12 protein-coding genes are annotated in these 12,357 nt (G+C 53.1%); 7 read left to right on the forward strand and 5 right to left on the reverse strand.

The genetic code is table 11. From position 1 onward, the window contains the following. On the forward strand, positions 1–1,435 hold a 1,435-nt coding region (locus QNN86_RS03960), incomplete at its 5' end, for an Ig-like domain-containing protein (protein WP_414210659.1). A 200-nt stretch (positions 1,436–1,635) separates the two neighbouring features. Here QNN86_RS03960 and lpxH read toward each other — a convergent pair. After that, positions 1,636–2,358, reverse strand: a complete 723-nt coding sequence (gene lpxH, locus QNN86_RS03965; protein ID WP_414210660.1) for a UDP-2,3-diacylglucosamine diphosphatase — start codon at positions 2,356–2,358, stop codon at positions 1,636–1,638. A gap of 2 nt (positions 2,359–2,360) precedes the next feature. Further along, the gene (ppiB, locus tag QNN86_RS03970) at positions 2,361–2,855 is read right to left on the reverse strand and encodes a peptidylprolyl isomerase B (protein ID WP_115259171.1); all 495 of its coding nucleotides are present in this window, start codon (positions 2,853–2,855) and stop codon (positions 2,361–2,363) included. A 172-nt stretch (positions 2,856–3,027) separates the two neighbouring features. On the opposite strand from ppiB, the gene cysS reads away from it, so the two are divergent. Then, on the forward strand, positions 3,028–4,413 hold the full coding sequence (cysS, locus tag QNN86_RS03975; protein WP_115259170.1) for a cysteine--tRNA ligase: 1,386 nt from the start codon (positions 3,028–3,030) through the stop codon (positions 4,411–4,413). A 91-nt stretch (positions 4,414–4,504) separates the two neighbouring features. Here cysS and QNN86_RS03980 read toward each other — a convergent pair whose 3' ends face one another. The 3 genes from QNN86_RS03980 to folD all read right to left on the reverse strand — a co-directional run bounded on the left by QNN86_RS03980 (position 4,505) and on the right by folD (position 6,234). Further along, positions 4,505–5,029, reverse strand: coding sequence for a metal-dependent hydrolase (locus tag QNN86_RS03980; RefSeq protein ID WP_182270280.1), 525 nt, complete (start codon positions 5,027–5,029; stop codon positions 4,505–4,507). Between the two features lie 124 nt (positions 5,030–5,153). Further along, entirely contained in the window at positions 5,154–5,366 is a 213-nt protein-coding gene (gene ybcJ, locus QNN86_RS03985) for a ribosome-associated protein YbcJ (RefSeq protein ID WP_414210661.1), read from the reverse strand. A gap of 1 nt (position 5,367) precedes the next feature. Beyond that, positions 5,368–6,234 (reverse strand): bifunctional methylenetetrahydrofolate dehydrogenase/methenyltetrahydrofolate cyclohydrolase FolD, encoded by an 867-nt coding sequence (folD, locus tag QNN86_RS03990; RefSeq protein ID WP_414210662.1) that lies wholly within the window; start codon positions 6,232–6,234, stop codon positions 5,368–5,370. A gap of 574 nt (positions 6,235–6,808) precedes the next feature. On the opposite strand from folD, the gene fimA reads away from it, so the two are divergent. The 5 genes from fimA (at position 6,809) to fimH (ending at position 12,348) form a co-directional block, all read left to right on the forward strand. Next, positions 6,809–7,363: a type 1 fimbrial major subunit FimA gene (gene fimA, locus QNN86_RS03995; protein WP_115259167.1), complete on the forward strand. Its 555-nt coding sequence runs from the start codon at positions 6,809–6,811 to the stop codon at positions 7,361–7,363. 92 nt (positions 7,364–7,455) lie between these two features. Then, on the forward strand, positions 7,456–7,974 hold the full coding sequence (gene fimI, locus QNN86_RS04000; protein ID WP_242461273.1) for a type 1 fimbrial protein subunit FimI: 519 nt from the start codon (positions 7,456–7,458) through the stop codon (positions 7,972–7,974). A gap of 41 nt (positions 7,975–8,015) precedes the next feature. Continuing rightward, a complete protein-coding gene (gene fimC / locus QNN86_RS04005) occupies positions 8,016–8,708 on the forward strand; it encodes a type 1 fimbria chaperone FimC (protein ID WP_117342161.1) in 693 nt (230 codons plus the stop codon). A gap of 6 nt (positions 8,709–8,714) precedes the next feature. Beyond that, positions 8,715–11,327, forward strand: a complete 2,613-nt coding sequence (locus QNN86_RS04010; protein ID WP_414210663.1) for a fimbrial biogenesis usher protein — start codon at positions 8,715–8,717, stop codon at positions 11,325–11,327. Positions 11,328–11,340: 13 nt separating this feature from the next. Then, positions 11,341–12,348: a type 1 fimbria D-mannose specific adhesin FimH gene (gene fimH / locus QNN86_RS04015; RefSeq protein ID WP_414210664.1), complete on the forward strand. Its 1,008-nt coding sequence runs from the start codon at positions 11,341–11,343 to the stop codon at positions 12,346–12,348. Positions 12,349–12,357: the final 9 nt, after the last annotated feature.

Here is a 12,357-nt window from a genome sequence, read left to right on the forward strand (position 1 = left end):
AGTGGCGCTGGTGACGGATGCGCAGGGCAATCCGGTGGCAAAGGCAGAGGTGACGTTCACGGCCGATAATACAGGAGCCACGTTTGCGCCTGCGGTGGTGACCACGGGCGATGACGGCAGGGCCAGCACCACGCTGACCAGCACCGTGGCCGGGAAAATTATCGTGACGGCAACGGTAGGCAATAATGCCGCCAGCAAGGAGACGGCATTTGTTGTTGGAGAGGCGGCGTTCTCGAGGTCAGAAGTGGCTGTGGATAAGGATACCTATACCTCTGGTGATGATGTTGTTGTGACCGTAACACTTAATGATGAGCATGGAAATGCTGTTATTAATCAAGTGGATAAGCTGAGTTCGAGTACCGTTGACGTAAACAATGCAACCATAAAAGAGGGAAGTAGCTGGCAGGACGAAGGGCGTGGGAAATATATCGCGACGTTCACCGCCGTGAAGGTGACGAGTAGTGCTACCGCAAAGCTTCAGCTTAGCGACTGGGACACTGGCGTGACGTCGCTGCCTTATAGCATTGTTGCCGGAGAACCTGTTGCCTCAACGTCAACATTAACCCGCAACGCTAATGGTTATTTGGTGAATCAAGAGATGATATTCACCCTAATTCTACGAGATGGAAATCGAAATGTGGTCAGGATGGACCCTGAGAGCGTTTTAAGTGATGCAACATTCAAAACGCCTGGTTCAGATACCGTAATAAATAAACTGGAGATGAATAGTAATGGTTCTTACTCATTCACGATAACGGCGAGCGTTAAAGGTGAAGATCTACAGGCATCATTTAGACTCAATGGCTGGGCGTCAGATATTGTTACAACAAATTATGATGTTATGCCAGTTTTTCGTAATGTGAGGGGACTCCATAGCAGAGATACAAATATGGGCTTGAATCACCCCAAAGAGGGTTTCTACGGTGCTCAGTTTGTCCTGGACTTACAGGGGGGCGGCGATCGCACGGATTATAACTGGCGTACCAATGCGGATTGGGCAACGGTTGATGGGAGCGGCGTGGTGATGCTAAAAACGACGATAGCAAGCCATCAGGCCAGGGAGGTCACTGTGACGGCCACACCTAAGAATGGGAAAACGTTTGGCATTATTCGCCATACCTTCAAACTTGATAGATGGATTTCGGTTTATGACAATGAGGTATTCTATCCCGATGCCCTGGAAGCATGTGCTTCACTGAACATGAGACTCCCGGCAGATGCGAGAGATGGTTTTAGTGATTTCTGGGGTACTAAGTCTAAATATGAGCAATCTGTAATTCCGTCTCATATTTATACCGATAGCGTACGTTTTTGGATAAAAACGACTAATAATGCAGCCCCCTATCTGTGGGTACGTTATCTTATTAACGGAGTCTATTCCGGGGGGGCAGGAATATCTGCTAAATCACGTTTCCTGTGCATTGAGGATTTCTAAATATACAGGGAACTGACGACGTAACCATCACACCTCCCTACGTTATGTGGGGAGGTGTAGTCAGTTCTGTTTGGCCAAACGGCTAAAGTCTGACAATTAGCGTCTTCGTGGTAAAACGGTGGCGAGATGAGGATGAGGTACTGAGTTGTTGCGACAGTGAGCGAACATTTTGCTAACCGGAGCCAGATTGTGTGATGTATTTAAAATGCAAACGCGATCAGCTCAACGTCGTCGGGCGTGACCTTAACCATTGAACCCTCGCTGTGCCACGCACCTAATACTACGCGGAACGCAGGTTGTCTATTGGCTGTCAGTTCATGCACCGCCGGGCGATGGGTATGCCCGTGAATTAACCACTGGACCTGGTGTTTTTCCATCTCGGTAACCACGGCCTGCGGATTCACATCCATAATTTCCAGCGATTTGCTGCTGTTGGCGGCTTTGCTGTTGGCGCGCATCTTTGCGGCAATGCGTTGGCGAACAAACAACGGCAGAGCAAGAAACAGTGTTTGTAGCCAGGGCTGATGCACTTTAGCGCGAAATGCCTGATAACCGGCATCATCGGTACACAGCGTGTCGCCATGCATGATCAGCACCTTGCGGCCATACAGGTCGAGCACTTTTTCCTCGGGTAACAAGGTCATGCCGCTCTCGCGGGCAAAACGCTTGCCGAGCAGAAAATCACGGTTGCCGTGAATGAAGAAGCAGGGGACGCCGGAATCAGCCAGCGATTTTATTGCGACGGCGATTTCATGGTGCAGCGGAGTGGGGTCATCGTCGCCTATCCAGGCTTCGAACAGATCGCCAAGTATATACAGCGCATCGGCTGTTCGTGCTTCACCGGCTAAAAAACGCAGAAAACCGGCGGTAATCGCCGGTTCTTCCGTGCAGAGGTGAAGATCTGCAATAAACAGTGTCGCCACGATTACTCGCTGACGGTCACGTTTTCGATAATAACGTCTTCTTTCGGTACGTCCTGGTGCATGCCGCTGCGACCGGTAGAAACGTTTTTGATTTTATCAACCACGTCCATACCTTCAACCACTTCAGCAAATACACAGTAACCCCAGCCCTGCATGCTTTCGCCGGAGAAGTTCAGGAAGTCGTTGTCGGCAACGTTAATGAAGAACTGCGCCGTTGCGGAGTGCGGAGCCTGAGTACGGGCCATCGCCAGCGTACCACGGGTGTTTTTCAGACCGTTGTTGGCTTCGTTTTTGATAGCCTCTTTGGTTTCTTTTTGCTTCATGCCAGGCTCAAAACCGCCGCCCTGAATCATGAAACCATTAATCACACGGTGGAAAATGGTGTTGTTATAGAAACCTTCGCGGCAGTAGTCCAGGAAGTTTTTAACTGTTTCAGGCGCTTTATCATCAAATGTTTTGATTACGATATCGCCGTGATTAGTGTGGAAAGTAACCATTTTTGCATCCTGTTCCGATAGAGTGGTGCTTCGACCCTGGTCAGGGTCAGAGTTAGGGGTGTGTTATAGCATAACCGCAAGATTCGATCACCTTGCAAAGTGTGCTGCTTCGGGGCCAATTTATAGGTATTATAGGGCTTTGTTATCCACACACGTCTACACGGAATCTTCGATGTTAAAAATCTTTAATACACTGACGCGCCAAAAAGAGGAATTCAAACCCATTCATGCCGGGGAAGTCGGCATGTACGTGTGTGGTATCACCGTTTACGATCTCTGTCATATTGGTCACGGACGTACCTTCGTCTCTTTTGACGTGGTCGCGCGCTACCTGCGCTTCCTCGGTTACAAGCTGAAGTACGTGCGCAACATTACCGATATCGATGACAAAATCATTAAGCGCGCTAATGAAAATGGCGAAAGCTTCGTGGCGTTGGTCGACCGGATGATCGCGGAAATGCACAACGATTTTGACGCGCTGAATATTCTGCGCCCGGATCTCGAACCGCGTGCGACGCATCATATTGCGGAAATTATTGAAATCACCGAACAGCTGATCGCCAAAGGCCACGCTTACGTTGCCGATAACGGTGATGTCATGTTCGACGTGCCGACCGATCCGCACTACGGTCAGTTGTCGCGCCAGGATCTGGATCAACTGCAGGCCGGTGCCCGCGTGGATGTGGTGGATGTGAAGCGTAACCCGATGGACTTCGTGCTGTGGAAGATGTCCAAAGAGGGGGAGCCGAGCTGGCCGTCACCGTGGGGCGCGGGGCGTCCGGGCTGGCACATTGAGTGCTCGGCGATGAACTGCAAACAGCTGGGCAACCATTTTGATATTCACGGCGGCGGCTCTGACCTGATGTTCCCGCACCATGAAAACGAAATTGCCCAGTCTACCTGTGCGCACGACGGCGAATACGTTAACTACTGGATGCACTCCGGAATGGTGATGGTTGATCGTGAGAAAATGTCCAAATCACTGGGCAACTTCTTTACCGTGCGCGACGTGCTGAAATACTACGACGCCGAAACCATTCGCTACTTCCTGATGTCCGGCCACTATCGTAGCCAGCTGAACTACAGCGAAGAGAACCTGAAGCAGGCGCGTTCCGCGCTGGAACGTCTGTACACCGCGCTGCGCGGTACTGACAAATCCGTGGCGCCAGCCGGTGGCGATGCCTTTGAAGCGCGTTTCATTGAAGCCATGAACGATGACTTCAATACGCCGGAAGCCTACTCGGTGCTGTTTGATATGGCGCGTGAGGTCAACCGTCTGAAGGGTGAAGATATGGCTGCGGCTAACGCCATGGCCGCGCATCTGCGCAAGCTGTCCGGCGTGCTGGGCCTGCTCGAGCAGGATCCGGAAGCGTTCCTGCAAAGCGGTGCGCAGGCGGATGACGGTGAGGTCGCTGAGATTGAAGCGCTTATCCAGCAGCGTTTAGATGCCCGTAAAGCGAAAGACTGGGCGGCGGCCGATGCGGCACGTGACCGTCTGAACGAGATGGGCATTGTGCTGGAAGATGGTCCGCAAGGTACCACCTGGCGTCGTAAGTAATTCTCTCAATTGCCGGATGGCGGCTAACGCCTTATCCGGCCTACGATGGAATGATCGGTAGGCCTGATAAGCGTAGCGCCATCAGGCACTATTAGTGACGTCTGTACCACCACAGCACGCCCATCATGACGGCTCCCGGCAGCCATACCCACATTAGCTCCGAAAGAATAACCTGATGCCCATACGGCGTGGCGTAGCGCGACAGCGCGAATGGCGCGACCTTAATCACCTGCCACGGCGCAAAGAAGCGCTCATCTGACCATGGCCACAGCCAGCCAACACCTTTTCCCCCGGTGGTCACCGAATCCAGCAGGCTGTGTGACAGCAACGACACCGTCAAAAACAACCAGCAGCGAATCAGCCCAGCTTGAAACCAGCGTCGGCCCATCATGATACACAGTAGCGGCACCGCGAAGGCGAACAGCAGCGAGTGGGTAAATCCGCGGTGACCGAACACGTTGCCGTAGGCAATGCCGAACTTAAACGACAGGACGTCGGCATCCGGCAGCATGGCCAGCACAACCCCGGCAAACAGTAAGCGTGGGGGAATGACTTTGAGCCCCAGACCCAATCCTAAACAAAGAGGTACGGCTGCGTGAGTAACGATGGTTGGCATGATGGTCGCTTCGTATAAGAAAACGACATGCTAACAGCCTGGTGTGAAGCGACGGTGAAGTTAATTATCTGAAAATGAGGAGAAACGGGCCGGATGCGGCGCGAACCGCCATCCGGCCCTGGGATCATGCCACGACGTTAATGCTTTGACCTTCAAAGCTCACGGTCTGTCCGGCAACGATTTTGCAGCGTTTACGTGTTTCTACTACACCATCGACCTTCACTAACCCATCGCCAATGGCAATTTTTGCCTGGGCACCGCTTTCGCTCCAGCCTTCCAGCTTCAGCAGATCGCAGAGTTCAACGTGTGGGTGCTTACCCAGTGAAAATGTGGCCATCTTAAACGTCCTTTACATCATGATATTCAACACACGCCTGCAGCGTGTTTTCGATAAGTGTGGCGACCGTCATCGGGCCAACGCCACCCGGCACCGGCGTAATATACCCGGCGCGCACAGCGGCATCTTCAAAGACCACATCGCCAACAACCTTGCCATTCTCCAGACGGTTGATGCCGACATCAATCACAATCGCACCTTCTTTGATCCATTCACCGGGAATAAAACCCGGTTTGCCGACGGCGACAATCAGCAGGTCAGCATGCTCTACATGGCGACGCAGATCTTTGGTAAAGCGGTGGGTTACCGTGGTGGTACAGCCCGCCAGCAGCAACTCCATGCTCATCGGACGACCGACAATGTTTGAGGCGCCAATCACCACGGCATTCAGGCCGTAGGTATCGATGTTGTAACGCTCAAGCAGGGTCACGATGCCGCGTGGCGTACACGGACGCAGGCGTGGCGCACGCTGGCACAGGCGGCCGACGTTATATGGGTGGAATCCGTCGACGTCTTTATCCGGCGCAATACGTTCCAGCACCTTAACGTTGTCGATCCCCGCCGGTAACGGCAGTTGGACCAGAATACCGTCGATGGCGGCATCCGCATTGAGCGCATCAATGAGCTCAAGAAGTTCCGCCTCGCTGGTGGTTTCAGGCAGGTCATAGGAGCGGGAGACGAACCCCACTTCGTCGCAGGCTTTGCGTTTACTTGCTACGTAAATTTGCGAAGCCGGGTTGCTACCTACCAGCACAACAGCCAGGCCTGGGGCGCGTAATCCAGCCGCTAAACGCGCCTGAACTTTTTGAGCCACCTCAGAGCGTACCTGCTGCGCAATCGTTTTACCGTCAATAATCTTTGCTGCCATCAGAGAGAGGATTCCGTCTGTTACGTTAAATCGAAGGGGATGTCACTATTTTGTCAGAAGCGCGGCGTGCTGTCAGTTTTCGTTTGCATTTTTAGGTGAGATTAGGAACGTCTCGCTGTGCGAACGGGTGAGGTGTCAATATCGTAAAGACAGGAATAATTACTGAGTACGCTAATTAATTTTAACGTTATTGAAACAACTCATCACCCTTCTGTTTTCATGGGTAATGCGTCGTAAACCAGTCTGTTAGGTACCATTGTGGTGGTGTTTAAGTAATATTTACCCAGACATTTCTTAGATCCCAATAAGAATTAGCCAGGGCCATTACAAGGATTTGCAGGTATTTTTCATTAATTGAAATGTTTAATTTATCCCTGTGACGAATTGTCATATTCGTAAAGATTAATTAGTGAATCTCGCACTCAGGAGAGTTGGGGTCAAGCATCATTAATTCTCTTTCGATATATATCTTTACAGGATGCAGAGATAATTTGCCTGACATTTTATGTCGATAATGATTCAAACGGAGCCGGCAGGATACCGGAACCGGATGTGTGTAATTCAAGGGAAATCCATGAAACGTAAATTAATAAATACTTCTGTTATTGCCAGCCTGATGTTAGTTGCAGGGGCCGCAGTCGCAGCCGATCCGGTCAGCGTGAGCGGCGGTACCGTTCATTTTGAAGGTGAACTGGTCAATGCAGCTTGTGCGGTAAGCACACAGTCAGCCGATCAGGTGGTGACATTAGGGCAATATCGTACCGCCAGCTTTGCAGCCATCGGCGATACCACGGCACAGATTCCGTTCTCCATCGTGCTGAACGACTGCGATCCTGCGGTTGCCGCGACGGCAGCTGTGGCGTTTTCGGGTCAGGCGGATGCCTCCAACTCAGCTCTGCTGGCGGTATCTTCAGGGAATAACACCACCACCGCTGGCGGTGTAGGCATCGAAATTCTGGACAACGCGTCTACCGCGCTGAAGCCAGATGGTGCCACCTTCTCTACTGCCCAGGCGCTGGTAGAAGGCACCAACACCCTGCGTTTCTCCGCACGTTATAAAGCGACCGCTGCAAGCGCCACGCCAGGCCAGGCAAACGCCGACGCCACCTTCATCATGAAGTACGAATAAGCCGTTCTGATTGGCGCAAGGAAGACGACAGCCTCAATGGATGAGGCAATATCCGGGGATGACGAAGGATGTGGCAACTGATTTTCAACGGCATGACGCTGGCGGGAATGCTGTGCGTAATGCCTGCGCTTGCACACACGGTAATACTGGAAAGCGGTCGCCTTCACCTGCGTGGGCAACTGGTCAATGGGGCCTGTACGGTGGCCACCGATAGCCAGAACTTGCGGGTACAGATGGGGCAGTATCGCACCAACGCATTTGGCGAACCGGGAAGCTTTGCCTCGACCAGCGTACCGTTTTCACTGCGCTTAACGTCCTGCAGTGCCGACGTTTATGACCATGTTGGGATTGCGTTTGCCGGCGTCACGCCTGCAGAAGATCCGCAGGTCTTTCTGGCCAGCGGTGAGGCGTCTGCGGCCTCGGGTATTGGCCTGGCATTATTTGATGAGGGGCAACGACAAATTATTCCGAATGCGCTGCCGCGTCATTACGCCCCAATTTTAACGCAGGAAATGACGTTTCACTTCACCGCGCGCTATCGGGCTGTCTCGGAAAAGATAACGCCAGGAACGCTTCGTTCAGACGTGTGGTTTACGTTGGTCTATCCCTGATTTATTTACCAACGATAATCACACCAAAGGTATTTGTAGCCATGTTTAATTATCTTAAATCAGGTTTTATTATTTTCCTCACCTTATTTGTTTCCTGCAGTGCTCAGGCTGCTGGGGGAATTGCATTAGGTGCTACCCGCGTTATTTATCCCGCCGAGGCTAAACAAACATCGCTGGCTATTAGCAATAGCGATACTAAAGAACGTTTCCTGGTTAATTCATGGATTGAGAATAGCGCAGGCGTTAAAGAAAAAGCCTTTGTGGTGACGCCTCCACTGTTTGTCAGCGAGCCCAAAAGTGAAAATACGCTGCGCATTATCTATGCCGGTCAGCCACTGCCTACAGACCGCGAATCGCTGTTCTGGATGAACGTGAAGGCGATCCCGTCAGTCAATAAAGACAGCCTTGAGGGTAAAAACGTTCTGCAACTGGCGATTTTGTCGCGTATTAAACTCTTTGTCCGCCCAAATAACCTGCCACAGGTACCGGAAGACGCGCCCGGCATGTTGCAATTTTCCCGTTCCGGCACACAGCTGAAAATTACGAATCCGTCAGCGTATTACGTCACGCTGGTTAACCTCAATGTGGGAAAAACGAAGGTTGATAACGTCATGGTAGCACCGAAGAACGCGGCGCAGATCCCGCTGCCTGCGGGCGTTCAGGGCAGCGTGACGTTCCAGACGGTTAATGACTACGGCGCAGTGACACCTGCCAAAACGGTTAGCGTGCGTTGATAAACGATGAATAAGACAACGTACTTACCTGGCCGGTTACCGGGGATTACGCCACCGCTGGCGGGCGTGGCGTTGTCCACACTGGCTGCCTTATTTCCGCTGTCAGGCCACGGGGAAAGCTATTTTAACCCGGCATTTTTATCTGCGGATACGGCGTCCGTGGCGGATTTGTCGCGTTTTGAAAAAGGGAATCACCAGCCTGAGGGCGTCTACCGCGTGGATATCTGGCGTAATGATGAATTTATTGCCACCCAGGATGTTCATTTTGCCACCAGTAAGGCGAGTACCGGCGAGAAATCTGGTGGGCTGACGCCATGTTTTGGTCTCGATTGGGTTAAGCGCCTGGGGGTCAATACGGCGGCGTTTCCGGCGCTCAGTCAGGACCCGAACAATACCTGTATTAATTTGCCCGAGGCTATCCCCGGCAGCGAAATCGCCTTCGATTTCTCTACGCTACGCCTGAATATCAGCTTGCCGCAGGCCAGTATGCTGAATAGCGCGCGGGGATATATTCCGCCTGAGGAATGGGATGAAGGGATCCCGGCTGCGCTGGTGAACTACAGCTTTACCGGCAGTCGTGGCAGCGATTCTGACAGCTATTTCTTAAGCATGTTGAGCGGCCTGAACTATGGCCCCTGGCGGCTGAGAAACAACGGCGCCTGGAGCTATTCCAAAGGCGACGGATATCACTCGCAGAGCTGGAAAAACATCGGTACCTGGCTTCAGCGCGCCATTATCCCGCTGAAAGGTGAGCTGGTGATGGGCGACAGCAACACCGGTAACGACGTCTTTGACAGCGTCGGGTTTCGCGGGGCGCGGCTCTACTCGTCAGACAGCATGTATCCGGATAGCTTGCAGGGGTACGCGCCAACGGTTCGCGGCATTGCCCGTACGGCGGCGAAACTGACCATTCGCCAGAACGGTTATGTTATATACCAAAGCTATGTGTCGCCTGGGGCGTTCTCGATTACCGATCTCAACCCGACGTCGTCCAGCGGTGACCTGGAGGTGACGGTAGATGAAAAAGATGGCAGCCAGCAGCGCTATACCGTCCCGTACTCCACGGTTCCACTGTTACAGCGCGAAGGGCGACTGAAATACGACCTGGTGGCCGGGGATTTCCGCAGCGGTAACAGCCAGCAGTCATCACCGTTTTTTGTCCAGGGCACGTTAATCGCCGGGCTACCTGAAGGCTATACGGCCTATGGCGGCACGCAGTTGGCCTCTCGTTACCGCGCGCTGGTGTTCGGTACCGGGCGCAACCTCGGCGACTGGGGCGCGGTCTCCGTCGATTTAACCCATGCGCGCAGCCAACTGGCGGATGACAGCACCCACCAGGGGCAATCGCTGCGTTTTCTGTACGCAAAATCACTGAATAATGTCGGCACCAACTTCCAGTTACTGGGATATCGCTATTCGACCCGGGGGTTTTATACCCTCGACGACGTGGCGTATCGCAATATGGAAGGTTACGAGTACGAATACGACAGCGAAGGCAATCGCCATAAAGTGCCGGTGGTCCAGAGCTATCACAATCTGAGCTACAGCAAAAAAGGCCGTTTTCAGATCAACATCTCGCAGAATCTCGGAGATTACGGATCGCTGTATGTCTCAGGCAGTCAGCAAACTTACTGGAATACGTCCGATACCAACACCTGGTATCAGCTCGGCTACGCCAGCGGCTGGCAGGGGATTAGCTATTCGCTCTCCTGGTCGTGGAACGAATCGGTAGGGATTGCCGACACCGACAGGATTCTGGCCTTCAATATGTCGGTGCCGTTTAGCCTGTTGACCGGGCGACGCTACACGCGCGATAACGCGCTCGATCGCACCTATGCCACCTTCAACGCTAACCGCAATAGCAACGGACAAAACAGCTGGCAGAGCGGGATTGGCGGGACGTTGCTTGACGGGCGCAACCTGAGCTACAGCGTAAACCAGGGGCACAGCAGCACCAACGGTTACAGCGGTAGCGCCAGCGCAAACTGGCAGGCGACCTATGGCACGCTGGGTATGGGATACAACTACGACCGCGACCAGCATGACTATAACTGGCAGCTCTCCGGCGGCGTGATTGGGCATGCGGACGGAATCACCCTGAGCCAGCCGCTGGGCGATACCAATGTGCTGATCAAAGCACCAGGCGCCCAGGGAGTAAGGATAGAGAACCAGACCGGGGTGCAGACCGACTGGCGTGGTTACGCGGTCATGCCGTACGCCACCGTCTATCGCTATAACCGTGTGGCGCTGGATACCAATTCAATGAACAACCATACCGATGTGGAAAATAACGTCAGCAGCGTAGTACCGACACAGGGGGCGCTGGTAAGAGCGGCGTTTGATACACGTATCGGCGTGCGCGCGTTAATTACGACGCAACAGGCGGGTAAACCGGTGCCGTTTGGCTCCATTGTGCGTGAAACCGCCAGCGGCGTAACCAGCATGGTGGGAGACGATGGACAAATCTACCTGAGCGGTTTGCCGCTAAAAGGTGAGTTGCTGATCCAGTGGGGCGAAGGCGCGAACGCGCGCTGTACGGCGCACTATGCCTTGCCTGAGGAGAGCCTGAAACAGGCGGTAACGCTCACCAATGTGACCTGCGAACGCCCGTCGGCATGAAAGGAATAATACGATGAAACGACAAACTGGTTGGTTACTCGGGAGCGCTTTACTGCTGCTGGCAAATTCGTCATGGGCCACGGTCTGCCAGAATTCGAACGGCACGCCGACGGATGTGTTTTACGATCTGTCGAACGTCTTTAACAGCAGTAATAACCGCCCCGGTCAGGTCGTGACGTTGCCGGAAAAGTCCGGCTGGGTTGGGGTTAATGCGACCTGTCCTGCGGGGACGACGGTAAATTACACCTACCGCAGCTACGTGACGGAACTCCCGGTGCAAAGTATGGAAGGGGGCTTTCAGTATTTGAAGCTGAATGATTACCTGTTGGGGGCTATGAGTATCACCGACAGCTATGCCGGGCTGTTTTATCCTCCACGTAACGATATTCGTATGGGGACCCACCCGAATGTGCCCAAACAGAAGCCCTTCGGCGTAATGGATTCAAAGCTGGTATTCAAATTAAAAGTGATCCGCTCATTTATTAACATGGTACCAATCCCCCGCCAAACGATGTTCAGGGTCTATGTCACGACCAGCATCGGCGATGCCTTGAGTGTGCCGGTATACACCATCAGCTACAGCGGCAAGGTCGAGGTGCCGCAAAACTGCGAAGTGAATGCCGGACAGGTTGTCGAGTTTGATTTTGGTGATATCGGGGCGTCGTTGTTTAGCAAAGCTGGGGCTGGAAATCGGCCAGAAGGCGTTAATCCGCAGACTAAAACGATGGCCATAAAATGTACCAATGTTGCCGCGCAGGCCTACCTGACCATGCGCGTGGAGGCTGAAAAATCTTCGGGGCAAATGATGGTGTCGGACAACGCCGATTTAGGCTTTATTGTTGCCGACAGCAGCGGCGTACCGCTAACGCCTAACAACCTGTCCAGCACCATTCCGTTTCGCCTGGATGATAACGCCGCAGCGAGCGTCAGTATCCGGGCGTGGCCGGTTAGTGTGACGGGCAATAAACCGGCGGAAGGGCCATTTACTGCCCGTGGATATCTGCGAGTAGATTATGACTAAGAGGCGCGC

The organism is Citrobacter sp. C348, assembly GCF_047467975.1.
Classification (GTDB): domain Bacteria; phylum Pseudomonadota; class Gammaproteobacteria; order Enterobacterales; family Enterobacteriaceae; genus Citrobacter; species Citrobacter gillenii.

Coding starts and splice junctions, on each gene's coding strand:
- ppiB (WP_115259171.1), bottom strand. CDS start 2,855: ATGGTTACTTTCCACACTAATCACGGCGATATCGTAATCAAAACATTT.
- cysS (WP_115259170.1), top strand. CDS start 3,028: ATGTTAAAAATCTTTAATACACTGACGCGCCAAAAAGAGGAATTCAAA.
- QNN86_RS03980 (WP_182270280.1), bottom strand. CDS start 5,029: ATGCCAACCATCGTTACTCACGCAGCCGTACCTCTTTGTTTAGGATTG.
- ybcJ (WP_414210661.1), bottom strand. CDS start 5,366: ATGGCCACATTTTCACTGGGTAAGCACCCACACGTTGAACTCTGCGAT.
- folD (WP_414210662.1), bottom strand. CDS start 6,234: ATGGCAGCAAAGATTATTGACGGTAAAACGATTGCGCAGCAGGTACGC.
- fimA (WP_115259167.1), top strand. CDS start 6,809: ATGAAACGTAAATTAATAAATACTTCTGTTATTGCCAGCCTGATGTTA.
- fimI (WP_242461273.1), top strand. CDS start 7,456: ATGACGCTGGCGGGAATGCTGTGCGTAATGCCTGCGCTTGCACACACG.
- fimC (WP_117342161.1), top strand. CDS start 8,016: ATGTTTAATTATCTTAAATCAGGTTTTATTATTTTCCTCACCTTATTT.
- QNN86_RS04010 (WP_414210663.1), top strand. CDS start 8,715: ATGAATAAGACAACGTACTTACCTGGCCGGTTACCGGGGATTACGCCA.
- fimH (WP_414210664.1), top strand. CDS start 11,341: ATGAAACGACAAACTGGTTGGTTACTCGGGAGCGCTTTACTGCTGCTG.